This window comes from Phyllobacterium calauticae, from assembly GCF_019991125.1.
In the GTDB taxonomy this organism is placed as follows: Bacteria; Pseudomonadota; Alphaproteobacteria; order Rhizobiales; family Rhizobiaceae; genus Phyllobacterium; species Phyllobacterium calauticae.
Genome location: NZ_JAGENB010000013.1, coordinates 1 through 25,420, shown reverse-complemented (window position 1 = coordinate 25,420; position 25,420 = coordinate 1). Strand labels below are relative to the sequence as shown.

The following is a 25,420-nucleotide window of genomic DNA, read 5'->3' as shown; positions in this document are numbered from 1 at the left end:
CTTACAGCTCCCCTTTCTTGGCGCGGGGGGCGCGTTTCTTTGCAGGTTCAGCATCGGAAACGGTTTCCGGATTGAGAAGCGTTTCGACATCCGGGCGCGGCTCGCCCGCCTTGTAGACGGTCAGGAACTTGTCGGAGACGGAATCGCGCACGGCATTGAAGAAACGTCCGCAGCCATGGATATGCCGCCAGCGCTCGAACTGCAGCCCCTTGGGGTTCTGGCGGAAATACAGGAAGGCGGCAAAGTCTTCGTCCGATTGTTCCGATATGGCCGGGGAGCGCACGAGATGCGCTTCACCCGCGTTGCGGAATTCCAGCTCCGGGCGCTCTTCTTCGCAATAGGGGCATTTGATGAGAAGCATTGTCGTCGTCTCGTTTCTTGAATCTGTCAGTGCGCCACGGCGGCGGCAGCGGCTTCGTCGATCAGGCGCCCGGTGGTGAAGCGCTCGAGCGTGAACGGCGCATTGATCCGGTGCGGCTCATCCCGGGCGATCGTGTGGGCGAACACATTGCCGGAACCGGGCGTTGCCTTGAACCCGCCGGTTCCCCAGCCGCAATTGACGTAGAGACCGGGGACAGGCGTCTTGGCGAGGATCGGCGAACGGTCCGGCGTCACGTCGACGATGCCGCCCCAGGACCGCAGCATTTTCAGCCGTGTCAGCACCGGGAACATTTCGCAGATCGCATCCAACGTGTGATTGATGATGTGCAGGCCGCCGGTCTGGGAATAGGACGTATACTGGTCCGTTCCGGCACCAATGACCATTTCGCCCTTGTCGGACTGCGAGATATAGGCGTGCACGGTGTTCGACATGATCACGCAGGGGATCAGCGGCTTGACCGGCTCGGACACCAGCGCCTGCAGCGGATAGCTTTCCAGCGGCATGCGCACGCCGGCCATGTTCATGATCACCGAGGTATGACCGGCGGCCACCACACCGACCTTCTTGGCATTGATCGGGCCGCGATTGGTATCGACACCGACAACCGCGCCATTGGCCGCGCGGCGAATGCCGGTCACTTCGCAGTTCTGGATGATATGCACGCCGCGATCGGCAGCCGCGCGGGCATAGCCCCAGGCGACGGCATCGTGACGGGCCGTGCCGCCGCGCCGCTGCAGGGCCGCGCCGATGATGGGATAGCGCGCATCGGCGGAGAGGTTGATCGGCGGGCAGAATTCCTTGACCTGTTCCGGCGTCAGCCATTCATTGTCGATGCCGTTCAGCCGGTTGGCATGGATATGGCGCTTGAACACCTGGACGTCGTGGATATTGTGCGCCAGCATCATCACGCCGCGCGCCGAGTACATGACGTTGTAGTTGAGATCCTGGCTCAGGCCCTCCCACAATTTCACCGCATGTTCGTAAATGCCGGCCGATTCGTCATAGAGATAGTTGGACCGGATGATCGTGGTGTTGCGGCCGGTGTTGCCGCCGCCCAGCCAGCCCTTTTCCAGAACTGCGACATTGGTGATGCCATGTTCCTTCGCCAGATAGTAGGCGGTGGCAAGACCATGTCCGCCAGCGCCAACAATGATGACGTCATATTCCGACTTGGGTTCGGGCGACGTCCATTGCTGCTCCCACCCCTTGTGGGCACGCAATGCCTCGCGGGCCAAAGCAAACACTGAATATTTCCGCATCATTCAATCCTTTGCAGAGCTTTCGGCCGTACCGATGACCTTGGCAGAGCGTTTTGTTCCACGATTTGCGAGAGCAGTATCCTGTCCTGAAATCGACATCGATTTTCAAGCGCAGGATCGCACTTTTATGCATCAGTAACGCATCCGCTCAAAGGTCTTTTGCCATTTTGCGACGGAGATTGGCGTTCCGTGCCGGTTATTCTAAAATTGCACGGGTGCGTGAACCGGCGGCGGGGAAGAATATCCGCCATTTTAAACAGCTTCACCATGGACATTCCATTGCCATTCTGATAATGGCCTCGTCAGTTTGCGATGGATGACCGTCGCGAAGTTTGGATTGCTGACCCACTGACCAAGGATATGGGTTCGGATTCAAGCTCAACGAAATTCTAAGAGATACAGGATAAAACGTGCAGGTACTCGTACGCGAAAACAATGTTGATCAGGCTCTCCGCGTTCTCAAGAAGAAGATGCAGCGCGAAGGCATGTTCCGCGAAATGAAGATGCATGATCATTACGAGAAGCCCTCGATCAAGCGCGCCCGCCAGAAGGCAGAAGCCATCAGCCGCGCCCGCAAGCTTGCCCGCAAGCAGGCACAGCGCGAAGGTCTTCTGCCAATGCCAGCACGCAAGGCACCGGTCCGCGCTTCTGCGGCTCGTTGATCAGCATTTATTAACGCCTTGACACAATAACGGGGTGGAGTGGCTTGCGTCACACCGCCCTTTTTGCGTTTTCGATTGAACGGGATACCAAGAGTATGACACATTCACTTGAAATGGTTTCGTATCGCGACCCGCAATCGGTATTCAAGGCGTTGCGCACCACCGGACTGGTGATCGCTTCGGTTCTCACCCTGGCTGTTGCCGGGTGCCAGACCTCGACCAGCGACATGACCGGGATCGACAAGGCGCAAGGGTCTTCCGAGAACATCAGTTCGCTCGACAGCGTCATCCGCAGCAATCCGCGCGATCCCGAAGCCTACAATGTGCGCGGCTCCGCTTTCGGCCGGGCCGGCCGCAACAGCGATGCGATCAAGGATTTCAACACGGCGTTGCAGTTGAACCCGAATTTCTACCAGGCCTATGCGAACCGCGCGCTGGTCTACCGCAACATGGGCAACACGGCCCAGGCGGCAGCGGACTACAGCAAGTCCATCCAGATCAATCCGCAATATGACGCCGCCTATATCGGCCGCGGCAATCTCTACCGGCTGTCGGGACAGCTCGACCGCGCCTTCAGCGATTTCCAGCAGGCCATCCAGCTCAACACCACCGATCCCCGCGCCTATCACAATCGCGGCCTGATCTATCAGGCGCGCGGCCAGCACAAGCAGGCGATCGAAGATTTCTCCACGGCGATCTCGCTGCAGCCCGATGCCGCCGAGCCCTATAACGGCCGCGGCATTTCCTATGTGGCCATGGGCGATGACGACAACGCCTTTGACGATTTCAACAATGCGATCAAGCTGGACGGCACGATTGCCGAGGGTTGGGCCAATCAGGCGCTGATCTATGAGCATCGCGGCGACAAGGCCCGCGCCGCGAAATCCTACTCCAAGGCAGCCCAGCTCGATCCCAAGTACAAGCCTGCCCTTGATGGCCTGGCGCGCACGCGCTCCTGATCCCATCCCATGAAGCGGTTCGTCGTTGTTTCCGCTCACCCCCTGAAAGACAGCCTGTGCGGGCACCTGACCGCATTGGTGGCGGAACAGATTGCCGCGTCACCGCATGAACTGCAGCTGTTCGATCTTTATCAGCGTGGTTTTGATCCCAGGCTTTCGCCCGAGGAAAGGCAAAGCTACTATACCACGCAATACGATGCCTCCGAAGTCACGGACGATGCCGCGGCCTTGCAGAACGCGGATGTGCTCATCCTGGTTTTTCCCACCTGGTGGTTCGGACTGCCTGCCATCCTGAAGGGCTGGATCGACCGGGTCTTCGTGCCAGGCACTGCCTACGATCATGCGCCGGACTTCGGCCGGATGATCCCCCGTCTCAACGCCATGACCGCGTGCATCGCCATCACCACGCTCGGATCGCCCTGGTGGATCGACCGGCTGATCATGTTCCGTCCGGTGCGCCGTATCCTCGGCACGGCCATCATCGGCACCTGCGCACCCAAGGCGCGCTTCTCCATGCTGTCGCTCTACAACTGCGAGAAACTCGACCCTGCCCGGCTGGCGGCATTTGAGCAAAAGATTCAGCGGACAATCCAACAGACCTTGAAATGAAAAAGCCCGCCGATGCGGCGGGCTTTCAGTTGATATGTCTGAGGCAACCGGATCAGTGATCCAGCGCCTTGACGATGTTTTCGACCATCTTCTTGGCGTCGGCAAACAACATCATCGTGTTGTCGCGGAAGAACAGCTCGTTCTCGACGCCGGCATAGCCGGAGCCCATGCCGCGCTTGATGAACAGAACCGTGCCAGCCTTGTCCACATCGAGGATCGGCATGCCGAAGATCGGCGATTTCGGGTCGGTCTTCGCTGCCGGGTTGGTGACGTCATTGGCACCGATGACGAAAGCCACGTCGGCCTGCGCAAACTCGGAGTTGATGTCTTCCAGCTCGAACACTTCGTCATAGGGAACATTGGCTTCGGCCAGAAGCACGTTCATATGACCGGGCATACGGCCCGCGACCGGATGGATGGCATATTTGACCTCAACGCCCTCAGCCTTCAGCTTGTCGGCCATTTCACGCAGGGCGTGCTGGGCCTGCGCCACCGCCATACCGTAACCCGGCACGATGATGACCTTGGAGGCGTTCTTCATGATGAAGGCGGCATCGTCGGCCGAGCCCTGCTTGACCGGGCGCTGTTCGACTTCACCGGCCGCAGCACCACCGGTCTCGCCGCCGAAGCCGCCAAGAATGACCGAGATGAACGAGCGGTTCATGCCCTTGCACATGATATAGGACAGGATGGCACCGGAAGAGCCCACCAGCGCGCCGGTGATGATCAGCGCCAGGTTGCCGAGAGTGAAGCCGATACCGGCCGCAGCCCAACCCGAATAGGAGTTGAGCATCGAAACCACGACGGGCATGTCGGCGCCGCCGATCGGCACGATGATCAGCACACCCAGAACCAGCGAGAGCAGGACGATCAGCCAGAAGACGAAATGGCTTTCGCTCATCACCAGCGCCACGACCAGCACGACGATGGCAATCGCCAGGCCCGCATTGAGCACATGGCGGCCCGGCAGCATGATCGGTTTGCCGGACATGCGGCCGTCGAGCTTGAGGAAGGCGATGATGGAGCCGGTAAAGGTGATCGCGCCGATGGCGACACCCAGCGACATTTCCACCAGCGCCTGCCCGTGAATCGAGCCGACTTCGCCGATCCCGAAGGAGTTGGGCGAGTAGATGGCCGCTGCAGCCACCATGACGGCGGCCAGACCGACCAGCGAGTGGAAGGCGGCAACCAGCTGCGGCATGGCCGTCATGGCGATGCGCTTGGCCGTATAGGCACCGACGCCACCGCCGATGGCAAGACCGATGACGATGAGGCCAAGACCTCTGAAGCTCGGCTCGGCAAGGGTGAGTGTGGTGAGGATCGATATGCCCATGCCGATCATGCCGTAGAAATTACCCTGACGGCTTGTGGTGGGATGCGACAGGCCGCGCAGCGCCAGAATGAACAGGACGCCGGAGACAAGATAAAGAAAAGCTGCGAGATTTACGCTCATTGCCCAGGTCTCACTTTTCTTTTTTCTTGTACATGGCGAGCATGCGATGGGTCACAAGGAAGCCGCCAAAGATATTGACGCTGGCAAGCACCAGGGCGATGAAGCCGAAGCCGGTCGCAAAACCGCTGGCCGACAGGCCAACCGCAAGCAGCGCACCGACGACGATAACCGACGAGATGGCGTTGGTGACGGCCATGAGCGGCGTGTGCAGGGCCGGTGTTACCGACCAGACCACGTAATAGCCGACAAAGATCGCCAGCACGAAGATCGCGAGGCGGAAGACGAAAGGATCGACGGCACCGCCGGTCACCGCATGGGCCGCAGCACCGGCTGCTTCCGGCATGTTTTCAGCCACCTGGCGAACCGTTTCGGCCGCCTGATTGAGACTATCAAGCGCTTTTTCGAGTGCGGTATCAGCCATCACGCCTCTCCTTCAGTCGTTTTGGGGGCCGCCGTTTTGGGCGCGGTTTTCTTGGGTGCGGCTGCTTTTTTCGGCGCTGCCTTGGCCGCAGCCTTTTTGGCTGCGGGTTTCGCCGCAGGTGCGGCAGCCGTTGTCGCCGCTGCGGCAAAGTTCGGATGAACCACCTTGCCCTCATGGGTCAGCACGGTTGCCTTGACCAGCTCGTCATCGAAATTGATCTTGATGGCCTTGGCATCCTTGTCGACCAGCGTCTCGACGAAAGCCAAGAGGTTCTTGGCGTAGAGCTGGGAGGCGGTCGCTGCGATACGGCCGGCGACATTGAGATGACCGACGATCTTCACACCGTCGACATCGACGGTCTTGCCCGCCACAGCCCCTTCGACATTGCCGCCGCGCTCGACAGCGAGATCGACGATGACCGAGCCAGGACGCATGCGCGCATACATTTCCCGGGTGACGAGCCGCGGTGCGGGCCGTCCGGGAATGAGCGCTGTGGTGATGATGATATCCTGCTTGGCAATATGGTCGGCAACCAGCGCCGCCTGCTTTGCCTGATATTCCTTCGACATTTCCTTGGCGTAGCCGCCGGCGGTTTCAGCCGCCTTGAACTCGTCGTCCTCGACGGCGAGGAATTTCGCACCGAGCGAAGCGACCTGTTCCTTCACGGCGGGGCGCACGTCCGTCGCGGTGACGACGGCGCCCATGCGGCGCGCCGTGGCAATCGCCTGCAGACCGGCAACGCCGACGCCCATGATGAAGATCTTGGCCGCAGGAACGGTACCGGCCGCCGTCATCATCATCGGCAGGGCCCGGTCATATTCCCCGGCAGCATCGACCACCGCCTGATAGCCGGCAAGGTTGGCCTGGCTCGACAGCACGTCCATGACCTGCGCCCGCGTGATGCGCGGCATGAATTCCATGGTGAAGGCGGTGACACCCGCATCGGCCAGTTCCTTGACGGCAGCATCGTTGCCGTAAGGGTCGAGCATGGCGATGACAACAGCGCCCTTTTTATAGGATTTGAGCTCAGCCGTGGATGGACGCCGGACTTTCAGAACGACATCTGCATTGCGGATGTCGGCGGTTTTGCCGATGGTCGCGCCCGCCGCTTCGAATTCGCGGTCCGGAATGCGGGACAGGACACCCGCGCCGCCTTCCACAATGACTGAAAAACCAAGACCGATCAGTTTCTTGACCGTTTCCGCCGAACCGCCAACCCGCGGTTCATTTACGTCGGTCTCTTTCGGTATGAACAGTGTCTGAGCCAAGCCCTCACCCCCAAGCATGTTGCCACTATACAGGCAGTGGCCCGAAGACCAGCGCGCCTGCCCCGCTATGACGATTGGCAATCCTGGTGATGGGCCCGCTCATGCAAGCGGATGTCAACAGGATTATCCGCCCGGCTCATGAACAACGCTGATGGAGCGTGTTTACAGAACGAACCAGGCAGCAACGCAAATAAGAATAAACAGAATAGTTGCGGAGAAGAACCCGCCAGCGAAAAAGCCGAACGCCATCGCAGCTACCAAAGCGATGCAGACAACCGCACCCCATTTTGAAAGAGCAATGAACAGATCATACGTCTTTTCATGCTCGTTGTAGTCCATGGGTGCACCCAGTTCTGCGGGCGCTGTGTCGTGATGTTCAGCCATCTTCAAACCTCATAAAGTCTTAGTCCTATTGGCAATAGCGAAAAGCCTGCAGCAGTGCAATGCGCAGATGGTCGCTGAAAAGCCTCTCAATCGATAAAAATGGCAAGTGCGCTGATTTTACCGGTCGGGCCTTTCTTCCCGCTGCACTCAGCTGAGCAGATGCGGGAAAAGTCCGGTCACACCGATGATGATGAGATAGAGCGCAACCACGTAATTGAGCAGGCGCGGCGCGATCAGGATGATGATCCCGGCGATCAGCGCGACGAGCGGCGCAATGGCAATTTGTGCAATCATGACAGCGATACTTTCCTGTTGAGTCTGGCTTTGTCAGCGGCGGGAGTTTTCGACAAGATCGGGAGCAGGTCAAGCACAAGCACGCAGAACATGGCGCGGCAGTTGCCGCTGCCGCCGGTCAGTTGGCCGCAGCGATCTCGCTGTTTCGCGGCTTCACCGGCAACTGCACCATCTCGATATCGAAGTTCTTGGCGATATTCTCCGCCGTGGTGGCCGCGCCATAGAGAAACCCCTGCACATATTCGGCGCCGATCCAGCGGTTGATCAAGGCAAACTGTTCCCGCGTCTCCAGACCCTCGATTGTCACGGACAGGCCCAGCTCATGCGTCATCTGGACGATGCCGCGCAGAAGCTTCAGGGAACGGCCTTCCTCGGTGATATCGGTGATGAAGGAGCGGTCGATCTTCACCTTGGTGACCGGCAGATCCTTCAGATAGCTCAGGCTGGAATAGCCGGTGCCGAAGTCGTCGATGGCAACCTGCAGCCCCATGGCCTTGAGGCTCTGGAGAACGCCTCCCGTCGCCTCGCGGTCCGTAATGATCGCGCCTTCCGTCACCTCGACTTCAATCAGTTCCGGCTCCACATTGTGGCGATGCAGAGCAGAACGGATGATGTCGGCCATGTCCATGTTCTGCAGGTCGTGCGACGACAGATTGATGGAGACCGCAATCCGCGACCCCCAAAGGCTGCAATCCTTGATCGCCTGCTCCACAACGTTTTGGGTCAAATCCGAGATCAGCCCCATCTCTTCCGCCATGGGAATGAACTCCGCCGGGGAAATCGGCCCGTATTCCGGGTGGTTCCAGCGCGAAAGCGCTTCGCACCCGACCATGCGCAGGGTACGGACATTGATGATGGGCTGATAGGCGACCGACAGGGTGCCCTCGGCAATGGCCTTGCGCAAATCCGACTTGAGCCGTTGTTTGCTGCGAAAGGAATGGTCCATCGTCTCGACGAAAACCATCCACTGTTTCTGGCTGTCCTTCTTGGCGACATCGAGCGCCAGATCGGCATTCATGTGCATGACCGCAAGATCAAACTCCGCCGCGCAGACGATCACCACACCGGCATGCGCGCCGGTCAGGATTTCATGACCGGAGATCGTGTACTGCCCCGATATGGCCGCCATGATGCGCTCCACACTCTGCAGCACGTCATCGCGCGTGCTGGCGGAAAACAGCAGCACGAATTCATCGCTGCCGAAGCGCGAAATGACCGGATGCGTCACGTCGATCGAGGCAAGCCGGTCGGCAAAGGCGCGCAGCAATTCATCGCCAATGCGATGGCCGAACGTGTCATTGGTCCGCTTCAGACCGTCGACATCGACAACCATCAGCGCGATCTGCGTGCCCGGCTCGATGCCATCGGTATAGGTCCTGGCAATCTCGGCGAACTGGCTGCGATTGGGCAGGCCCGTCAGGCTGTCATAGCGCGCCATGCGGCTGATCTGCGCCTCCGCTTCCGCCCGCCGGGTCACATCCTGGAAAATGAGTACCGTGCCGTGCTGCGGGTCCGGCGTTGCCGTGAATTCATAATGGCGCTTGGCGGGAGACATGAACATGTCGCGCTCCTTGCGCCCGCTGAGCAGGTCCTGCATCTTGCCGGACAACGAAGCCTGCGTCTCCTCGGGAAAATAGGCTTTGACCCGGGCAAGCCGCAGCAGGCTCTGCAGGGAATGGCCGTGAACCTGCTCCGGCTCGTCAAAGCCCATCATTTTCGCCGCCTTCATATTGGCGACGGTGATTGTCTGGTTGCGGTCGAACATCAGCAACCCTTGCGGCATGCCGTTCAGCGCGGCGTCGAAGTGGCTGACAACGACGCTCAATTGCTGTTTGCCCAGCAGTGCATCCCAGAGCGATTGCCGCAGCTTGGATGCGATCCGGATATTGCTCCAGAAATAGGGAAGGATCAGCAGCGCCAGCAGCCAGTTGTAAATGCCGCCCAGAAGCACGAATGTCAGGAACAGCGGCGCCAGAATGCCAATGGACATGCCGATGACGACCGTCGGCGAAACGTAGTTGCGCGTCACCAGCGCCACCATCGACGCGACAACGATTGCGACACTGGTGATGGCAGCCGAGGGGTCCGCGAGAACATAGATACTGACCAGACAAAGCAGGCCGAGAAGGATGCACGTGCTGATGGCCCCGAGGAGATAGCGCCACTCCCATGTCCGCAGGTCCGCCATGGTGGCGGACGAAAGATCTTTTCGTTCGAATGCGCCGGCGTTTGCAGTACGCCCAAGGACAATCAAGAAGAATGCGAGGGCAAAGGCCGCATAAATGGGATGATCGGTTTTGACATAAATAACCAATGTCGCAAGAATCTGGATGACCGAGGTCCACCAGACAGCCTTCTTGTTCGCATAAAGCGTGCGAAGGAACAAAATTTCGAGAAAAATACTCTCGTTGCGTTCAATTTTCATCAAAATGTCCGTGAATAACTGTACCCATAATTGGATACGTTAACGAATACTTTCGAACAAACGCCAACGATACTCAGATTATGTATGAGGCATGCATTTAGAATATTTATTTGCCCCCCATGTCAAACTGATATTTATCAAATGGGAAACACAATTACCAATTCCTAAAGCGACTGCGTGGGCGTCATGAAACCGCCATCCCGTGTATGGATGCCCCCTGGCACCAAGGATCACGCCGGACAGGCAACAGCATCGCTGTCGGGCTTGTCCTTGTCCGGGTTGGGATCGTAGAACGGACCGATGACCAGCGGCCTGTTGGGCAGCACCGATTCATCCGTGTCCGATATCATCGTCCGGTCGATTGTCTGCAGCAGCTTGCCTCCCACATCCCTAAGGCGGATCGTCACCTTGTAGCCGCGATCGGCCTTCACGCACTTGACCGGCGGACTGTCGACCGAAATCTTTTCGGCTGCGGGCCAGACATTCTGCCGGACAATGAAAGGCTCTCCTCCGGCCGGGTTTTCAAAGGTGGTCTCAAGCATGGCATCATCCGGCACCTTGCGGACCTTTGTCAGCGTCAGATGATAGGTTGCCTGGGCAATCCGGTAGTTGAAGACAAACAGCTTTCCGGCAACGGCGAGGTAATCCCCCTCGCCCGAATCGCGGCAGGCTCCCAAGGCCAATGCGCCCGCCAGCACGGGCAACAGGACAAGCCGGCGCCAGTGATTCATGCTCTTACCCATGGCCGGATTCCGATGGTTCGCGATTGCGGCGATAGTGTCTTTGCGCCTTGGCCCGGTTTCCGCATACGGTCATGTCACACCAGCGGCGGCTACGGTTGCGGCTTTCATCCAGATAAAGCCAATGGCAGTTCGGGCAGATCTTGATCCGCTCCAGCCGCGCCGGCTCCAGAAGGCGCATGGCGGACAGGAAAGCAGCGGTGCCGAGCGACAGATCGCGTTCGCCCTTGCCTGCGCCCGGCAACGCCAGATCCTGCCTGCCCGGTTCATCGCAGACCAGCGCCGATCCAAGCTGCAGAAATGCCGCCATGTTCGCAGGCGGGAGCCCTCCACCCCGCACGGCCGTGCGAAAGAGCGCATTGATGGCTTCACGCACATCGATAAGCCGGTTGATCTGCGCTGGCTGCACCGGCGGGTGGAAGCGGGCATCGCCCCACTCCGCCTGCCGGAATTGCGCCGCCGCTTCGGCAAATCCCCGCAGTTCCGAACGGTCTGAAAACCGGTCCAGCGCGCGGTCGGGCGCATCACGAAAAACCACCGTATTGGCCAGGTCGAGAGCCAGCACGCCGCCACTGAATCGATGCGCATTCCAGTCAAAGGTCATGGTGAAATTCTAACTGGTAAAATCGATTTTGCAAGTTAGTATATAGGAGAATCTGCGGGTGACCGATGACCTATTTCCTTCAATTGCTGATCAATGGCATCCACAACGCCGCGCTTTATGCGCTGCTGGCCTATGGCTATGTCCTGATCCACGGGCTGACCCATCGAACGGATTTGTCGCTCGGCGTCCTGTTTGCCTTTTCAGGCCAGACATTCATCCTGGCCACGGCGTTCGGCTGGACGGTCCTGTGGATGACCTTGCCGCTGGCGCTCGGGTTCGGGCTGGCCGTTGCCGCGGTGTATGTCGGGCTCGGCGGCTATGCCATCGCCAGACTGATCTACACCCCGCTCGAGGCAGGGAACAGGAACACGATTCTGGTGGCGACGCTCGGCCTCAGCATTTTCCTGATGGAACTGTCGCGCCTTGCCGCCGATACAAGGGATTACTGGCTTCCGCCCATGCTGGCCGAGCCGGTGCACGTGCTGGGCGCGGCCGTCGATATCAGCCTGACACAGATTCAACTCGTCAACATCGGCGTGGCCCTGATCGTCATCGCCTTCGGTGAAGTGATCATGCAACGCACATCCGCAGGGCGGATATGGCGTGCGGTGAGCGACGAGCCGTTTGCGTCATCCATGTGCGGGATTGATCCGCGCCGCGTGCGGACGCGGGCAATCCTTGCCGCCTGTGCGGTCTGCGCCCTCGCCGGCTTTCTCGCAGCGCTGTACTACGGCAATGTCAGCTTCAATACCGGAATGATCTTCGGTCTGAAGATCCTGTTCATCACCGCCGCCGGAGGCCTGTCGAGACCGCTCCACGCGGCATTGGGCGCGGCGGCGGTCGGTGTCGTCGAATCCCTGTGGGGCGGATATTTTCCGGTCCTGTGGCGCGATGCCGCCATCTTCGCGCTGCTGGTCTTTGTTCTTGCGGTGCGCACCAACAACAATGAAGCGGAGCGAATTTAACCCTGCAGGCTGTGGCCGCCATCGATGGTGATGACAGTGCCGGTGATATAGCTGCTGGCATCGGAGGCGAGCAGCAGAACGGTGCCATCGATATCCTCGGGCTCGCCGAGGCGGCGCATCGGGTTCTTACCCTTGAGGAATCCGTGCGCCGGGCCGCTCATGATGGATTCGTTGAGGCGCGTCGGAAACCATCCCGGCGCAATGGCATTCACCCGAATCGCATGCGACGCCCATTCCAGCGCCAGGGAGCGGGTCATCTGGCTGATCGCCGCCTTCGACATGGCATAGCCCGCCGACCCCTTGACCGGCGCATCGGCAAGGATGCTGGAGGAATTGATGATCGATCCGCCGACCCCGGCGGCAATCATCCGTTTGGCCGCTTCCTGCGCGATGAAAAACGCGCCCTCGACATTCACTTCAAAAATATGCCGCAGCTGTTCGCGCGTCGTGGTGAGCGCCCGTTCCATCGTGGCGACACCGGCATTGTTGAAAACCACCGTGACGGTTCCAAGCTTCTGCTCGGCCTCGTCGAACGCGCGCTCGATATCGTCGGCAACCGTCACATCGGCAATAATATTGAGAATATTGGGGCTGTGCTCATTGTCCGGCGCGGGTGTGCGCGAAATGGAGACAACATTCGCGCCATGCGCGGCAAGCACATGAACCATCCTGAGCCCCAGACCTGAGGACCCGCCTGTTACCGCAATGGTCTTTCCTGCAACGGAAAGAGAAGAGGCACTTGTCATTACAATAAATACCAACCCCGGATTGTTTTATCCACTGTTAGACTGCCCATGCAGCGATGACAACCACCGAACCGCCGCCGTCATGAAAACAAAGGCCGGGCTGCAACATCCCGGGTTGCTGCACCGGTATGAGGCTGGTAACAGTTCAGATGGAATATCGGGAGGGACAGCCGAAACGAAGGCATTGCCGCCGTTTTGACGAGCGGCCAAGGGCTGTCCGGGCGCTTTTCCCGGCAACGGAGGGTTGCCGGACTGAGGGGGAGGAACTGCATGTCGGCTTTGCTTGCCGTATCGAGAGCCATTGACCGCTTCAACGAATTTATTGGCCGCAACGTCGCCTGGCTGATTTTCCTGGCCGTGGTGGTGAGCGCCGGCAACGCCATCGTGCGCAAGGTGTTCAACCAGTCATCCAATGCCTGGCTGGAATTGCAATGGTTCCTGTTTGGCGGCGCGTTCATGCTGGCCGCGGCCTATACGCTGCAGCAGAACGAGCATATCCGCATCGACATCGTCTACGGCGCCTTTTCGCGCCGGGTGCAGCACTGGATCGATCTGCTCGGGCATCTGTTTTTCCTGATGCCCTTCGTCCTGCTCATGTGCTTTTACTTCGTCCCCTATGTCAGCCTGTCCTATCGCAGCGGCGAAGGCTCGCCCAGCGCCGGCGGGCTGGTGCAATGGCCCGGCAAGCTGATCCTGCTGGTCGGCTTCCTGCTTCTGGCCATTCAGGGCATTTCGGAAATCATCAAGAAGATTGCGGTGATGCGCGGCGATATCCCCGATCCCAATCCACCTCTCAGCCTCGAAGAGATTGCGGAACAGGAAGTCGCCATGGCGGAGGCGCGCAATGATTGAATTTATTGCGCAGAACATGGCGCCGATCATGTTCGTTTCGCTGATCGTCTTCATGCTGATCGGCTACCCCGTCGCCTTTGCCCTTGCTGCAAACGGGCTGCTGTTTTTCTTCATTGGCGTCGAGCTTGCCCCCTATTCCAACGGCACGATCACCCTCGACTGGCCGTTTCTTTACGCCCTGCCCGAACGGTTCTGGGGGGTGATGTCGAACGACACCCTGCTTGCCATTCCGTTCTTCACCTTCATGGGCATCATCCTCGAGCGCTCCGGCATGGCCGAGGACCTGCTCGATACGATCGGCCAGCTGTTCGGTCCGATTCGCGGCGGCCTCGCCTATGCCGTCATCTTCGTCGGCGCCCTGCTCGCGGCCACCACCGGCGTCGTCGCGGCATCGGTCATCTCCATGGGCCTGATCTCGCTGCCGATCATGCTGCGCTACGGCTATGACCGCCGTGTCGCATCCGGCGTGATCGCCGCATCCGGCACATTGGCACAGATCATTCCGCCATCCCTCGTCCTGATCGTTCTCGCCGACCAGCTCGGACGTTCCGTCGGCGACATGTATCATGGCGCGCTGATCCCGGGCCTCGTGCTGACGGGTCTCTACATGGCCTATGTCCTGACCCTGTCCATCTTCAAACCGAAATCCATGCCGGCTCTTCCTATCGAGGCGCGCACATTGGGATCGGGCGTCACATCGCTCATCGTTGCCCTGGCCCTTGCCGGTGCGATCGCCTACGCCGCGATTGTCTGGCTGAAACCCGTGGCGGGAACCAACGCGGATATCTGGGGCGCGACCATCGGCACCATCGCCGTCTACGCATTCGCGCTGGCAGACCGCTCATTCCACCTCAACCTGATGTCACGGCTGGCGCAGCAGGTGATCATCGTCCTCATTCCGCCGCTCGCCCTGATCTTCCTCGTGCTCGGCACGATCTTCCTCGGCATCGCCACGCCGACGGAAGGCGGCGCCATGGGGGCCGTCGGGGCACTGCTCATGGCCGCCTCGAAGGGTCGCCTCAGTTTCAGCGTGATCAATCAGGCGCTGGCGTCAACGACCAAACTGTCATCCTTCGTGCTCTTCATCCTGCTCGGAGCCCGTGTGTTCTCCCTCACCTTCTACGGCGTCAACGGCCAGGTCTGGGTCGAGCACCTGCTGGTATCCCTGCCGGGCGGACAGGTCGGGTTCCTGATCGTCGTCAACATCCTCGTGTTTTTCCTGGCGTTCTTTCTCGATTTCTTCGAGCTGGCCTTCATCATCGTGCCGCTGCTTGCGCCTGTCGCGGACAAGCTCGGCATCGACCTGATCTGGTTCGGCGTGCTGCTCGGCATCAACATGCAGACCAGCTTCATGCATCCGCCGTTCGGTTTTGCCCTGTTCTATCTGCGTTCCGTGGCGGCCAAGGTGCCCTATATGGACAAGATCACGGGCAGGAAAATCCAGCCGATCACCACCGGGCAGATCTATTGGGGCGCCGTGCCCTTCGTCGGCATCCAGATCGTCATGGTGGCCCTGACGATCATGTTCCCGCAAATGGTCATGCACTACACCGGCCCTGCCAGCACGATCAATCCGGCGACGATCCAGATTCCCAATTCCGATCTCGGCGGCGGGCTTGGCGGCGGTTTGGGTGGTGGCCTTGGCGGCGGACTGGGCACCGACCTCAGTGCACCGCCGCTTGGCGGTCCCGCGCCCAATCCGGCGCCGCCCGCGCAACCGGCGGCACCGGATTTGAGCCAGCCGCCGAAAATGTGACGGCAGGACACGAAAAAGCCCGGCATCGCTGCCGGGCTTTTGTTTGCTCAAAACGGCTGGCTTAGAGCTTGCCGTTGCGCTGCTGGACCATCATGAACGTGTCGAAGGTGTATTCGGCCACCTGAGCGTAAAGGAAATGCTCGTTGCGGAAAGCCTTGATGGAGTCCCAGATCTTCTTGAACGGCGCATTGGTCGCTTCAATTTCGGCATAGACCGTATTGGCCGCCTCGAAACAGGCGTTGAGGATTTCCGGGGTGAACGGACGCAGCTGCGCCCCGCCGGCAACCAGCCGCTTGATGGCCGGAGGATTCACATAGTCATACTTCTGCAGCATGTTCGCATCGGTTGCCTGGGCCGCCGTGCGGAACAGCGACTGATAGCTCGGCGGCAGCGAATCCCATTTCTGCTTGTTGACCATGAAGCTGACCGTCGGACCGCCTTCCCACCAGCCGGGATAATAATAATAGGGCGCCACCTTCTGGAAGCCGAGCTTTTCATCGTCATAGGGGCCAACCCATTCGGCGGCATCGATCGTGCCCTTTTCGAGCGATGGATAGATGTCACCGCCGGCGATCTGCTGCGGCACGACACCCAGCTTTTCCAGCACCTTGCCGGCAAAACCGCCGACGCGCATCTTGAGGCCCTTCAAATCCTCGACGGTCTTGATTTCCTTGCGGAACCAGCCGCCCATCTGCACGCCGGTATTGCCGCCCGGATAGGCTTGCAGGCCCTGCTTGTTGAAGAACTCGTTCATCAGGTCAATGCCGCCACCCTGATACTGCCAGGCATTCATGCCGCGGGCATTGAGCGCGAAGGGTACGGCTGCACCCAGAGCCCAGGTGGGGTCCTTGCCCCAGTAATAATAGGCAACGGTGTGGCACAGTTCGACAGTACCCGCTGCGGCCGCATCGGCAGCCTGCAATCCCGGAACAACTTCGCCGGCCGCGAAGGGCTGGATGACGAAATTGCCGTCCGTGGCTTCTTTCAGGTATTTCGACAGAACCTCGGCACCGCCATAGATCGTGTCGAGTGATTTTGGAAATGACGACGCACAGCGCCACGTGATCTTCGGCATCGACTGCGCGATTGCCGGCGCGGCCAGCGTGGTAGCCGCAGCCGCCCCCGCGCTGGCATATCCGGCATTCCTGATGAATGAACGACGATCCATATACTCTCCTCCAGTATTTCGGTTCAGACCCCCCGGACAAACAGTCCATTTCTCCCGGTCCGCCGACCACCATACACACTCGACTCTTCAAGTCCAGTCGCTGAAAACACAAACGGGGCGCGGTGCAAAGCCGGCGAAAATCCGGGAAAACCTCACAGAAAAGCCGTCTTTGCGGCCGAAAGGCTCTCAGGGCCGGACCCATTGGAAACACCCCCGAACTGCACTACATTCTATCAAGATTTGTTTATGGAGCATCCCCATGCGGCAGCCACTCGTCGCCATCACATCAGACGTTCGCGCCTTTGAAAATTACACGTGGCACGCAGCGCCCGATCAGTATCTGAAGGCTGCCTACGAGGCAGCGGGCGTCATCCCCCTGATTGTCCCGTCTTTCGGCGAAGGCCTCGATATCGATGCCATTCTTGACGGCGTGGACGGGGTTCTGGTCACAGGCTCCAAATCCAATGTCCATCCCGCACTCTACGGCGTCGAGCCCACCGAAGCACACGAGCCCTACGATCCCGCCCGCGACGCGACCTCATTGCCCCTGATCCGGCGCGCCATCGAGCGCGGTGTTCCGCTGCTCGCCATTTGCCGCGGCATTCAGGAGCTGAACGTCGCGCTTGGCGGCACGCTCGCCACCGAGATACAGGAACTGGATGGCCGCATGGATCACCGGGCGCCGCAATCCGAGCAGCAGGCGGAGCGTTTTGCCATCCGCCATCCCGTGCGCATCAAGCCGGGCTCGTGCCTCGCCAATGTCATGCAGGCGGATACGGTTCAGGTCAATTCCGTGCACCGGCAGGCCATCGACAAGCCGGCGGCCCAGCTGGATATCGAAGCGGTGGCGGAGGATGGCACCATCGAGGCCGTGTCGGTCAAAAACGCCCGCGGTTTTGCTGTCGGCGTGCAATGGCATCCGGAATATTGGGTGAAAAGCGACAGCCCGTCGCGCAAGATTTTTGCCGCTTTCGGTGATGCCGCCCGGGCGCACAAGGCCGCCCGTGAAAGGCTTCAGGCGGCAGAATAATCCCGGCTAGAACAGATTCAGCCCGCTCGCCGACAGCGAGAGCAGGACGGAACGCGGCGCAACGCTGACATAGGCCCGTCCATCGCCGGGGCTGAATTCAACGATGGTTTTCCCGGACTGATCCGCAAGAGCGATGGTTCCGTCCTGATTGTTGCGCCACTCCGTTGCGTCGGCCAGAGGCGCATACAGCGCCGCACACCCCTTGGCGACGCGCAGCGTGTCATGCCCTGCAATGCCGTTGCCTTGCGGGAATATCTTGCACTTTGCCGCGCCTCCCGGGCTGCTGATGAGAAAGGCGGGCCGGTCGAAATCTGTCAGTCCGATGGAAGCGGTCGTCGTCGGATCGACCTGCACGGACGGCGCGCTGGCGGACGACAAAAAATTCCCAAGCACCGCAACGGCGGCGAAAAAGGCGGCAAGGCCAATCCCGGCAGGCAAACTCAGCTTCACGACGATCTCCCCGGGGATTACTGGCCTGGAGCGACCTTAGGCAAACAGCCTTAATCAAGCTTTAAGCCGCCTGTTGAAAACGTGGCTGTGAAGCGGGCTTACCGTTCCTTGGGTTTGGATGTGGACTGCCGGATGCGCAGTTCCGGCTTGATCAGCTCCTGCCGTGCGTGGGTATCCGCCCCGTTGAGCTGGTCGAGCAAGGCGCGCGCGGCGCGCTGGCCGACCTCGCGCTGGCCGTTCCATACGGTCGTCAGCGCCGGCGTGGCAATCGCCGCTTCTTCCAGGTCGTCATAACCGGTCACGGAAATATCCACGCCGGGCACCAGCCCGGCACGGGCAATGCCGTTCATCATGCCGATGGCCGCCAGATCATTCCAGCAGACGGCCGCCGTCGGATGATCCTTCAGCGCCAGAAACTGCGGCGCGGCATCAAAACCGGCCTGTTTGGTGCGCGGCCCGGGAATGCGCCATTCCGGCTTGACCTCAAGGCCGGCCTTCTGCATCGCCAGAAGATAACCTTCGTAGCGGTCGCGGCCCGTCGACGTCTGGTCGGTGCCGCCGACCATGGCAATCCGCGTGTGCCCGAGTGAAATCAGATGATTCGTGGCCAGGCTGATACCGTAGGAATCATCCCCCCGGAACACGGGCACGTTGGCATCCTTGACCGTACGTGCAATCAGGACGACGGGCAGACCATTGTCTTCCGCCATGCGGATATCTTCGGCCGGGGTGCCGATGGCCGGCGACATGATGACGCCGTCACCGCCCAATTGCAGAACGGTCTCGATGAAGGTGCGCTGCTTGTCGAGCTGATCGTAATGGTTCGACAGGATGAAGGTCTGGCCGGAGCGATCGAGTTCTCCTTCGATTGCCCGCAAAATTTCGGCAAAGAACGGGTTCATGATGTCGTGAACCACCACACCGACAATGCCCGAGCGCGACGTGCGCAGGCTGGCCGCCCGGCGGTTGTAGATATAACCGATGGCGCGCGCGTGTTCCTTGATCTTTTCGCGGGTCTGATCGGCGACAAGCGGACTGTCGCGCAACGCAAGCGACACGGTTGCCGTGGACACTTTCAGCGCGTCGGCAATTGTCGATAGTTTGATCTTTTGCGCCAAAAACCGCCTCCCCGCCGTCTAGCCAGACATGTACCCGGACAAGTACATTGTCATTCTCTGGCGTTATGCCACTGCAACCCGATAAATCAAAGCCCTTTCGCCGCCCGGGCCCCGCAAAGCAGCAATTGAACCGGTGACGTACGGATGCGGACTGCGATCAGGACCGCCGCCGCAACCGGTGTTCGCGATGCACGACGTAAAGCCCGCTGCCAATGACGATAACCGCGCCAACAAGCGTGTAAACATCGGGAAACTGGCCGAAAAACACATATCCGAACGCGAGCATCCAGACGATCTGCAGAAACGGATAGGGCGCAAGCGCAGCCGTGGTCGCGCGCCGGTAGGCCAGAATGATCAGATAGTGCCCTACCCCGCCGAAGAAACCGAGCATGAGCAGAAGCGCAATCTGGAACCATGTCTGCGGCATCACGGCTTGGGTGATGGCGGGCGAAATCAGGACGGCAGGCGCCAACGCGGAAAAAAAGATCAGGCTTTCCGGTGATTCGGTGGAAGCCATGCGGCGGGTCAGCAGCACGTAGAGCGAATAGCTGAGCATGGCCAGTATCGAATAGGGCAAGCCGGGATTGAGCGTTCCGAAGCCGGGCCGCGCAATGATCAGCACACCGATGAATGCCACGATGATCGCCGCCCAGCGGCGCCAGCCGGCCCATTCCCCCAGCAATGGTCCTGCCAGGGCGGCAATGACCATCGGCGCGGCGAAGGTGATCGTGATCGTCTCGCCCAGCTGCATGGTCTGCAGCGCATAGAAATTGAAATAGGTGGAACCGAACAGGCACAGGCCGCGCAGCAGCTGAAAGCGGATGCTCTTGACCCTGAACAGCGCCGGATTGGTCCAGCCGCGAAAGAAGATGAAAACCAGCACCGTATGCTCGGCAAACCGCATCCACGAAATGAATGCGGGCGGAATACCCTGGAGAACCAGATATTTGGCGCTCGAATCCAGGCAGGAAAACAGGATGCCCGCCGCAAAGATATAAAGAATTGCGGCAGCAGGAACGGCTTCCTGGGAGGAAGGAGCGGGTACAGGCAAGGAGCTAACCAATCAGACGGCGGGACGTGCCGTCATGTTAGCAATTTCACATCATTTGTAACGGTAAATCACCACGAGCGACGAGAAAATTACTCTTCTTCCCCCTCGTCCTCCTCGTGATCGTCCTCCGAGCCCGTCTGGCGCAGCAGTTCGGCAGCCGACAAATTGATCTCCAGCCGCTGCAGCATTTTGATCAGGGCTTTGCGCTCTTTTTTGTCGAAGCCCTTCATCGCATCCTTCTCGGTCTTGCGGATGGATTTTTCGATCGCCCGGATCGCCTCATTGCCGGTATCGGTCAAAAAGATATGGGCCTGGCGCTGATCGGTCGCCGACCCTTCCTTCTTGACGAAACCCTGTGTTTGCAGCCGGGAGATGGTTTTGGTGATCGTCGGCGGCCGGACACCCAGGCGTTTTGCCAGAACGCTCGGCGAAAGGCCGTCTTCATGGGCCAGTTGCAACATGACGGCATCCTGCCCGGCGTAGAAACCATGGGCCAGCAGCCGGGTTGCCAGTGCCGTTCGCGTCAAGCGAGCGGTTGATTGCAGACGATGAAGGATGAGAGGCTTGCGTTCCTTGACCATTCAAATTCCTGCTCGCTATGAACCCATTGTCCGGTTGATGATAAGGCGGCTAGCTCTTTTTGGTAAATGGCAATTATCAGGCGAAGAATATCGGCGCTGCGCAGTCCGCAATTGTATGGAAAACAGATCTTGGCGCCCCGACATTCAGCTCCGCACCATAAGTCCAATCCCCCCGATGAATCCGCGTTACAATTCTTATATGACATTCTGATGAAATTTGCCGACGAATTGCTGTTGCGCTTGAAATAAGCCTGTAAAAATCCGGCCTCCGGCGCCTATCCTCGTGGCATCGCGACAATTATGCTAACAGGGTCCGTCAAACCACGTGAGTGCCCCATGCCCGCTTCTTCCGCCAGAACGATTGCCCTTCTTCCGCTTGGTGCCCACGAGCAGCATGGCCCGCATCTGCCCTTCGACACCGACACGCTGATCGCGCAAGGGTTGACGGAACGGCTGAAACGGGCGCTTCCCCCCGCAATTGCCGTCGACATCCTGCCGGTTGAACCCGTCGGCTACTCCATCGAGCATATGGATGTGGACGGTACGAAGACCCTCGCCTTCGATGCGGCTGTCCGCCGCTGGATCGACATCGGCAGGCAGGTTGCCGGCCGTGGCCAGTCCAAACTGGTGATCCTCAACGCCCATGGCGGCAATGCGCCGCTGATGACCATCGTCGCGACGGAACTGCGCGTGCATTGCAATATGCTTGCCGTGGCAACAAGCTGGACACGGTTTGGTTTGCCGGATGGCTTGATTTCGCCGGAAGACAAGGCGCTCGACATTCATGGCGGCTTTATCGAAACATCGGTGATGCTGGCGCTCTACCCGGAAACAGTTGATATGACAAAGGCGCGGGACTTCGATTCGAACCAACGCGCCTATATCCGGGACTACAAGCACCTGCGCGCCTACGGCCCGCATGCCTTTGGCTGGATGATGTCGGATCTCAACCGGCTGGGCGTTGCCGGCAATGCCGCCCGCGCCACCGCAGAAGCGGGCGAACAGATCATTGCGCACAGTGTGCGAGGCATCATTGAACTGCTCGAGGATGTCGACCGCTTCGACGTTTCGGTTTTGCGGCCTTGACAGGCTCAATCCGGTTGAACAAACCATTCATGCAATTGAATACAGTTGATGTAGCAAAAGCGGCGGCGATCACCTATATCCTGTGTTCATCCATTCAAAGAGGCACACGATGAGTGAAGCTCAAACGACCACCAGTGTTGCGCCGGATGCGGCGCGCATCCCCCAGATCCCCGTCACCGTGCTCACCGGCTATCTCGGCTCCGGCAAGACGACGCTGCTCAACCGCATTCTCAGCGAAGATCACGGCAAACGTTATGCGGTCATCGTCAATGAGTTCGGCGAGATCGGCATCGACAATGATCTGATCGTCGAATCCGACGAAGAAATCTACGAAATGAACAATGGCTGCATCTGCTGCACCGTGCGCGGCGACCTGATCCGCGTGGTCGAGGGCCTGATGCGCCGTCCCGGCCGTTTCGATGCCATCATCGTCGAAACAACCGGCCTTGCCGATCCCGTCCCTGTCGCCCAGACCTTCTTCATGGATGACGATGTGCGCAGCAAGACCATGCTGGATGCCGTCGTGGCGCTCGTCGACGCCAAGCACCTGCCGCTGCGCCTGAAGGACAGCCGCGAGGCGGAAGACCAGATTGCCTTTGCCGACGTTGTTCTGCTCAACAAGACCGACCTGGTCACGCCGGAGGAACTCGCCGCCGTCGAAGCCACGGTGCGCGCCATCAACCCCTATGCCGTCATCCACCGGACCGAGCGCGCCGACATTGACCTGACGCGGGTGCTTGACCGCGGCGCTTTCGACCTGACGCGCGCGTTGGAAAACGATCCGCATTTCCTCGACCACGATCACCCCGATCATGCCTGCGGGCCCGATTGCGATCATGATCACGATCACGATCACGCGCATCATCATCACGATCATGACCATGGGCATCACCACCATGATCATGCATCGCCGATTCATGACACCACGGTCGTCTCGGTCTCCTTGCGCGTCGGCGAGCTCAATCCCGACAAGTTCTTCCCGTGGGTGCAGAAGATCACCCAGGAACAGGGCCCGAATATCCTGCGTCTCAAGGGCATTCTTGCCTTCCGGAACGATCACGAGCGCTATGTCATCCAGGGCGTCCATATGATTATCGAGGGCGATCATCAGCGCGCGTGGAAAGACAACGAGAAGCGCGAGAGCCGCCTTGTCTTCATCGGCCGTGAACTCGACCATGATGCGCTGAAATCCGGACTTGAAAGCTGCCTTGCCTGATGCCGACCATTGCCCCGCTAGACCTCGCCGGCCATTGCGTTGACGCGCGCTTCATCCAGGATGTCCCGTTCTTCGCGCTTGCCGACGGTAGCGTGCATCGGCTCGACAATGGCCACAAGACCGTGGAAGCCCATGACGGCCTGCTTTGCGCCGTACCATCCGTCGATGGTAAGTCATTGCTTACAAGTGGCGAGGATGGCCGCGTCTGCTCAATCGGTCTGAATGGCGAAGTCACCGAACTCAGCAGGATACCGCGCAAGTGGATGACGGCGCTGGCGGCGGCACCGAATGGCGCGGTGGCCTATGCATCGGGAAAGACTGCCTGGGTGCGTGCACCCGACGGATCGGTGCGTGAATTCACCCATGAACGCAGCGTCGAAGGGCTTGCCTTTGCGCCCAAGGGCATGCGGCTGGCGGTCGCGCGCTACAATGGCGTGACACTGCATTGGCCGGCGACCAACGGCACGCCGACCGAACTTGAATGGAAGGGTGCCCATGTCTCGGTAACCTTCTCACCCGACAACCGTTTTCTCGTTACCTCCATGCAGGAAAATGCCCTGCATGGCTGGCGCCTGGAAGACAACCGCCACATGCGCATGACCGGTTATCCCAACAAGGTCAAAAGCTGGTCATGGAGCCCGAAGGGCAAATGGCTGGCGACTTCGGGCGCCCCGGCAACGGTCGTCTGGCCGTTTTCCGGCAAGGACGGCCCGATGGGCAAGGCTCCACTGGAGCTGGGAACCCGCGGCGACAGCGCGGTGACGGCAGTGGCCTGTCATCCGGTCGAGGATATCGTCGCCATCGGCTATGCCGACGGCATGATCCTCGTCGGACGCTTCGGCGATCAGAAGGAAGTGCTGCTGCGCCGCCCCGGCAAGGGCGCGGTTTCGTCCATGGACTGGGACAGAAGCGGGCACCGCCTGGTGTTCGGCAGCGAGAGCGGCGACTGCGGGGTTGTCGATATCACGGCTTAAAAAGTCGATCACTTTTCGCTTCGTGATTATCAGTTGGTTTGTTCGCGTTTTGTTCTATAATTCAATCATGCAGCATAGTTTGGATTTTGGAACTCCGAACCAGCTTGATATTATCCATAATCGCTTGAAAGCACATTATGGAAGCCCCGCTGCCGGGTTAAGATTTTCGCCCATAGAGATGCTTGTTATGGCGATGCTGGGGAGCCGCACTCGTGATTATGTGTCGTTAAGAGCTTATCATAATCTGCAAAGGAAGTTTGAAACGCCCCAAGTTCTGGCTTACGCTGATCCCGAAGATGTCTATGGCTGTATTCGCGAGATCACTTTTGCAAGGACATACGCAGCCTACATTCCCGAAGCTCTTCAGGCCATTATCCGGAAATGTGGTGCACTGGATCTGGAATCATTACGCAGTATGGCAGTGGAACAAGCACTGACGTGGCTTCAAAGCTTGCGCGGCGTGGGGCCAAAAATCAGCGCATGCGTCCTAAATTTCAGTGAACTGCAGATGCGCGCATTGGTGATCGACACCCATTACCTACGCTTTGCGTTGCGCTTCCAACTTGTTCATGGGGATATGCGGGCCAATGCTGCAGCTGCAATACGCGCCATTCAACGTCTGGTACCAGACGCGTGGCTCGCCGCGGATACAGAACAGCATCATGTGCTGGTAAAGCGGCTGGCACAGGAATTTTGCGTTTCGGGGACACCCCGATGTCATGGCTGTCCTTTACAGGATGCATGCCCTTATGCCGCTTTCCGGGGCTTTGGGCGGCCGCGCTCAGGCTCTGGGTTATGATCCTGAGGATGTGCGCTATGTTGGAAGGTTGTTTTGGTTGGTTGCGGGGACAGGCTTTGCCCGTTCGGGTCTTAAAACAGTCCACTGGACTGTTTTCCCGGGCTTTGCCCGGACGACCGCTCACCCTTCAGGTTGTGAGCCTGAGGATGTGCGCTATGTGAGAAGCTG

27 protein-coding genes are annotated in these 25,420 nt (G+C 59.5%); 11 read left to right on the top strand and 16 right to left on the bottom strand.

The window, feature by feature from the left end; translation table 11 throughout:
* Position 1: 1 nt before the first annotated feature.
* The gene (locus tag J1W56_RS24785; protein ID WP_223615953.1) at positions 2 to 361 is read right to left on the bottom strand and encodes a sarcosine oxidase subunit delta; all 360 of its coding nucleotides are present in this window, start codon (positions 359 to 361) and stop codon (positions 2 to 4) included.
* Positions 362 to 387: 26 nt separating this feature from the next.
* Complete coding sequence (locus J1W56_RS24780; protein ID WP_223615952.1) at positions 388 to 1,641, bottom strand: sarcosine oxidase subunit beta; 1,254 nt, start codon at positions 1,639 to 1,641, stop codon at positions 388 to 390.
* A 410-nt stretch (positions 1,642 to 2,051) separates the two neighbouring features.
* On the opposite strand from J1W56_RS24780, the gene rpsU reads away from it, so the two are divergent.
* The 3 genes from rpsU to J1W56_RS24765 all read left to right on the top strand — a co-directional run bounded on the left by rpsU (position 2,052) and on the right by J1W56_RS24765 (position 3,871).
* Positions 2,052 to 2,303, top strand: coding sequence for a 30S ribosomal protein S21 (rpsU, locus tag J1W56_RS24775; protein ID WP_099997993.1), 252 nt, complete (start codon positions 2,052 to 2,054; stop codon positions 2,301 to 2,303).
* Between the two features lie 113 nt (positions 2,304 to 2,416).
* Positions 2,417 to 3,262 carry a tetratricopeptide repeat protein gene (locus J1W56_RS24770; RefSeq protein WP_223615979.1) on the top strand — a complete coding sequence of 282 codons (846 nt, stop codon included), beginning with the start codon at positions 2,417 to 2,419 and terminating at the stop codon, positions 3,260 to 3,262.
* Positions 3,263 to 3,271: 9 nt separating this feature from the next.
* Positions 3,272 to 3,871: an NAD(P)H-dependent oxidoreductase gene (locus tag J1W56_RS24765; RefSeq protein ID WP_223615951.1), complete on the top strand. Its 600-nt coding sequence runs from the start codon at positions 3,272 to 3,274 to the stop codon at positions 3,869 to 3,871.
* 52 nt (positions 3,872 to 3,923) lie between these two features.
* Here J1W56_RS24765 and J1W56_RS24760 read toward each other — a convergent pair whose 3' ends face one another.
* The 8 genes from J1W56_RS24760 to J1W56_RS24725 form a co-directional block, all read right to left on the bottom strand.
* The gene (locus J1W56_RS24760; protein ID WP_223615950.1) at positions 3,924 to 5,324 is read right to left on the bottom strand and encodes an NAD(P)(+) transhydrogenase (Re/Si-specific) subunit beta; all 1,401 of its coding nucleotides are present in this window, start codon (positions 5,322 to 5,324) and stop codon (positions 3,924 to 3,926) included.
* A gap of 10 nt (positions 5,325 to 5,334) precedes the next feature.
* Complete coding sequence (locus tag J1W56_RS24755) at positions 5,335 to 5,745, bottom strand: NAD(P) transhydrogenase subunit alpha (RefSeq protein ID WP_223615949.1); 411 nt, start codon at positions 5,743 to 5,745, stop codon at positions 5,335 to 5,337.
* Positions 5,745 to 7,013 carry a Re/Si-specific NAD(P)(+) transhydrogenase subunit alpha gene (locus tag J1W56_RS24750; RefSeq protein WP_223615948.1) on the bottom strand — a complete coding sequence of 423 codons (1,269 nt, stop codon included), beginning with the start codon at positions 7,011 to 7,013 and terminating at the stop codon, positions 5,745 to 5,747. The genes J1W56_RS24755 and J1W56_RS24750 overlap by 1 nt, the downstream gene beginning before the upstream one ends.
* A gap of 162 nt (positions 7,014 to 7,175) precedes the next feature.
* Positions 7,176 to 7,397: an aa3-type cytochrome c oxidase subunit IV gene (locus tag J1W56_RS24745; RefSeq protein WP_223615947.1), complete on the bottom strand. Its 222-nt coding sequence runs from the start codon at positions 7,395 to 7,397 to the stop codon at positions 7,176 to 7,178.
* Positions 7,398 to 7,544: 147 nt separating this feature from the next.
* Positions 7,545 to 7,691, bottom strand: a complete 147-nt coding sequence (locus tag J1W56_RS24740) for a DUF3096 domain-containing protein (protein WP_091878304.1) — start codon at positions 7,689 to 7,691, stop codon at positions 7,545 to 7,547.
* A gap of 118 nt (positions 7,692 to 7,809) precedes the next feature.
* A complete protein-coding gene (locus J1W56_RS24735; protein WP_223615946.1) occupies positions 7,810 to 10,116 on the bottom strand; it encodes a putative bifunctional diguanylate cyclase/phosphodiesterase in 2,307 nt (768 codons plus the stop codon).
* Between the two features lie 230 nt (positions 10,117 to 10,346).
* A complete protein-coding gene (locus tag J1W56_RS24730) occupies positions 10,347 to 10,859 on the bottom strand; it encodes a hypothetical protein (RefSeq protein WP_223615945.1) in 513 nt (170 codons plus the stop codon).
* Positions 10,852 to 11,460 carry a CGNR zinc finger domain-containing protein gene (locus tag J1W56_RS24725; RefSeq protein WP_223615944.1) on the bottom strand — a complete coding sequence of 203 codons (609 nt, stop codon included), beginning with the start codon at positions 11,458 to 11,460 and terminating at the stop codon, positions 10,852 to 10,854. Before J1W56_RS24725 ends, J1W56_RS24730 begins: the two co-directional genes overlap by 8 nt.
* Before the next feature lie 65 nt (positions 11,461 to 11,525).
* On the opposite strand from J1W56_RS24725, the gene J1W56_RS24720 reads away from it, so the two are divergent.
* Positions 11,526 to 12,425 (top strand): branched-chain amino acid ABC transporter permease, encoded by a 900-nt coding sequence (locus J1W56_RS24720; protein ID WP_223615943.1) that lies wholly within the window; start codon positions 11,526 to 11,528, stop codon positions 12,423 to 12,425.
* Here J1W56_RS24720 and J1W56_RS24715 read toward each other — a convergent pair.
* Positions 12,422 to 13,171, bottom strand: coding sequence for an SDR family NAD(P)-dependent oxidoreductase (locus J1W56_RS24715; RefSeq protein WP_223615942.1), 750 nt, complete (start codon positions 13,169 to 13,171; stop codon positions 12,422 to 12,424). The genes J1W56_RS24720 and J1W56_RS24715 overlap by 4 nt on opposite strands.
* A gap of 270 nt (positions 13,172 to 13,441) precedes the next feature.
* On the opposite strand from J1W56_RS24715, the gene J1W56_RS24710 reads away from it, so the two are divergent.
* Together J1W56_RS24710 and J1W56_RS24705 are read left to right on the top strand one after the other, a co-directional pair.
* Complete coding sequence (locus tag J1W56_RS24710) at positions 13,442 to 14,023, top strand: TRAP transporter small permease subunit (RefSeq protein WP_223615941.1); 582 nt, start codon at positions 13,442 to 13,444, stop codon at positions 14,021 to 14,023.
* A complete protein-coding gene (locus J1W56_RS24705) occupies positions 14,016 to 15,779 on the top strand; it encodes a TRAP transporter large permease (RefSeq protein WP_223615940.1) in 1,764 nt (587 codons plus the stop codon). The genes J1W56_RS24710 and J1W56_RS24705 overlap by 8 nt, the downstream gene beginning before the upstream one ends.
* A 61-nt stretch (positions 15,780 to 15,840) precedes the next feature.
* Here J1W56_RS24705 and J1W56_RS24700 read toward each other — a convergent pair whose 3' ends face one another.
* Positions 15,841 to 16,947, bottom strand: a complete 1,107-nt coding sequence (locus J1W56_RS24700) for a TRAP transporter substrate-binding protein (protein ID WP_223615939.1) — start codon at positions 16,945 to 16,947, stop codon at positions 15,841 to 15,843.
* 259 nt (positions 16,948 to 17,206) lie between these two features.
* Between J1W56_RS24700 and J1W56_RS24695 the strand changes: the two genes are divergently transcribed.
* Positions 17,207 to 17,977 (top strand): gamma-glutamyl-gamma-aminobutyrate hydrolase family protein, encoded by a 771-nt coding sequence (locus tag J1W56_RS24695; protein WP_223615938.1) that lies wholly within the window; start codon positions 17,207 to 17,209, stop codon positions 17,975 to 17,977.
* A 6-nt stretch (positions 17,978 to 17,983) separates the two neighbouring features.
* On the opposite strand, the gene J1W56_RS24690 is transcribed toward J1W56_RS24695, so the two are convergent.
* The 4 genes from J1W56_RS24690 to J1W56_RS24675 all read right to left on the bottom strand — a co-directional run bounded on the left by J1W56_RS24690 (position 17,984) and on the right by J1W56_RS24675 (position 21,177).
* Positions 17,984 to 18,427 carry a hypothetical protein gene (locus J1W56_RS24690; RefSeq protein WP_223615937.1) on the bottom strand — a complete coding sequence of 148 codons (444 nt, stop codon included), beginning with the start codon at positions 18,425 to 18,427 and terminating at the stop codon, positions 17,984 to 17,986.
* A 98-nt stretch (positions 18,428 to 18,525) separates the two neighbouring features.
* Entirely contained in the window at positions 18,526 to 19,545 is a 1,020-nt protein-coding gene (locus J1W56_RS24685) for a LacI family DNA-binding transcriptional regulator (RefSeq protein ID WP_223615936.1), read from the bottom strand.
* Positions 19,546 to 19,702: 157 nt separating this feature from the next.
* A complete protein-coding gene (locus J1W56_RS24680; RefSeq protein ID WP_223615935.1) occupies positions 19,703 to 20,596 on the bottom strand; it encodes a DMT family transporter in 894 nt (297 codons plus the stop codon).
* Positions 20,597 to 20,685: 89 nt separating this feature from the next.
* The gene (locus J1W56_RS24675) at positions 20,686 to 21,177 is read right to left on the bottom strand and encodes a MarR family winged helix-turn-helix transcriptional regulator (protein ID WP_223615934.1); all 492 of its coding nucleotides are present in this window, start codon (positions 21,175 to 21,177) and stop codon (positions 20,686 to 20,688) included.
* 300 nt (positions 21,178 to 21,477) lie between these two features.
* On the opposite strand from J1W56_RS24675, the gene J1W56_RS24670 reads away from it, so the two are divergent.
* The 4 genes from J1W56_RS24670 to J1W56_RS24655 all read left to right on the top strand — a co-directional run bounded on the left by J1W56_RS24670 (position 21,478) and on the right by J1W56_RS24655 (position 25,252).
* The gene (locus J1W56_RS24670; RefSeq protein WP_223615933.1) at positions 21,478 to 22,263 is read left to right on the top strand and encodes a creatininase family protein; all 786 of its coding nucleotides are present in this window, start codon (positions 21,478 to 21,480) and stop codon (positions 22,261 to 22,263) included.
* 109 nt (positions 22,264 to 22,372) lie between these two features.
* Complete coding sequence (locus tag J1W56_RS24665; protein ID WP_223615932.1) at positions 22,373 to 23,479, top strand: CobW family GTP-binding protein; 1,107 nt, start codon at positions 22,373 to 22,375, stop codon at positions 23,477 to 23,479.
* Positions 23,479 to 24,453: a WD40 repeat domain-containing protein gene (locus J1W56_RS24660; RefSeq protein WP_223615931.1), complete on the top strand. Its 975-nt coding sequence runs from the start codon at positions 23,479 to 23,481 to the stop codon at positions 24,451 to 24,453. The genes J1W56_RS24665 and J1W56_RS24660 overlap by 1 nt, the downstream gene beginning before the upstream one ends.
* Positions 24,434 to 25,252 carry an endonuclease III domain-containing protein gene (locus J1W56_RS24655; RefSeq protein WP_223615930.1) on the top strand — a complete coding sequence of 273 codons (819 nt, stop codon included), beginning with the start codon at positions 24,434 to 24,436 and terminating at the stop codon, positions 25,250 to 25,252. The genes J1W56_RS24660 and J1W56_RS24655 overlap by 20 nt, the downstream gene beginning before the upstream one ends.
* Positions 25,253 to 25,420 lie beyond the last annotated feature (168 nt).

Excerpts from the sequence above, each read along its gene's own strand:
- J1W56_RS24785 (WP_223615953.1), bottom strand. The coding sequence starts at position 361 with ATGCTTCTCATCAAATGCCCCTATTGCGAAGAAGAGCGCCCGGAGCTG.
- J1W56_RS24780 (WP_223615952.1), bottom strand. The coding sequence starts at position 1,641 with ATGCGGAAATATTCAGTGTTTGCTTTGGCCCGCGAGGCATTGCGTGCC.
- J1W56_RS24770 (WP_223615979.1), top strand. The coding sequence starts at position 2,417 with ATGGTTTCGTATCGCGACCCGCAATCGGTATTCAAGGCGTTGCGCACC.
- J1W56_RS24765 (WP_223615951.1), top strand. The coding sequence starts at position 3,272 with ATGAAGCGGTTCGTCGTTGTTTCCGCTCACCCCCTGAAAGACAGCCTG.
- J1W56_RS24760 (WP_223615950.1), bottom strand. The coding sequence starts at position 5,324 with ATGAGCGTAAATCTCGCAGCTTTTCTTTATCTTGTCTCCGGCGTCCTG.
- J1W56_RS24755 (WP_223615949.1), bottom strand. The coding sequence starts at position 5,745 with ATGGCTGATACCGCACTCGAAAAAGCGCTTGATAGTCTCAATCAGGCG.
- J1W56_RS24745 (WP_223615947.1), bottom strand. The coding sequence starts at position 7,397 with ATGGCTGAACATCACGACACAGCGCCCGCAGAACTGGGTGCACCCATG.
- J1W56_RS24740 (WP_091878304.1), bottom strand. The coding sequence starts at position 7,691 with ATGATTGCACAAATTGCCATTGCGCCGCTCGTCGCGCTGATCGCCGGG.
- J1W56_RS24735 (WP_223615946.1), bottom strand. The coding sequence starts at position 10,116 with ATGAAAATTGAACGCAACGAGAGTATTTTTCTCGAAATTTTGTTCCTT.
- J1W56_RS24730 (WP_223615945.1), bottom strand. The coding sequence starts at position 10,859 with ATGGGTAAGAGCATGAATCACTGGCGCCGGCTTGTCCTGTTGCCCGTG.
- J1W56_RS24725 (WP_223615944.1), bottom strand. The coding sequence starts at position 11,460 with ATGACCTTTGACTGGAATGCGCATCGATTCAGTGGCGGCGTGCTGGCT.
- J1W56_RS24720 (WP_223615943.1), top strand. The coding sequence starts at position 11,526 with ATGACCTATTTCCTTCAATTGCTGATCAATGGCATCCACAACGCCGCG.
- J1W56_RS24715 (WP_223615942.1), bottom strand. The coding sequence starts at position 13,171 with ATGACAAGTGCCTCTTCTCTTTCCGTTGCAGGAAAGACCATTGCGGTA.
- J1W56_RS24710 (WP_223615941.1), top strand. The coding sequence starts at position 13,442 with ATGTCGGCTTTGCTTGCCGTATCGAGAGCCATTGACCGCTTCAACGAA.
- J1W56_RS24705 (WP_223615940.1), top strand. The coding sequence starts at position 14,016 with ATGATTGAATTTATTGCGCAGAACATGGCGCCGATCATGTTCGTTTCG.
- J1W56_RS24700 (WP_223615939.1), bottom strand. The coding sequence starts at position 16,947 with ATGGATCGTCGTTCATTCATCAGGAATGCCGGATATGCCAGCGCGGGG.
- J1W56_RS24695 (WP_223615938.1), top strand. The coding sequence starts at position 17,207 with ATGCGGCAGCCACTCGTCGCCATCACATCAGACGTTCGCGCCTTTGAA.
- J1W56_RS24675 (WP_223615934.1), bottom strand. The coding sequence starts at position 21,177 with ATGGTCAAGGAACGCAAGCCTCTCATCCTTCATCGTCTGCAATCAACC.
- J1W56_RS24670 (WP_223615933.1), top strand. The coding sequence starts at position 21,478 with ATGCTAACAGGGTCCGTCAAACCACGTGAGTGCCCCATGCCCGCTTCT.
- J1W56_RS24665 (WP_223615932.1), top strand. The coding sequence starts at position 22,373 with ATGAGTGAAGCTCAAACGACCACCAGTGTTGCGCCGGATGCGGCGCGC.
- J1W56_RS24660 (WP_223615931.1), top strand. The coding sequence starts at position 23,479 with ATGCCGACCATTGCCCCGCTAGACCTCGCCGGCCATTGCGTTGACGCG.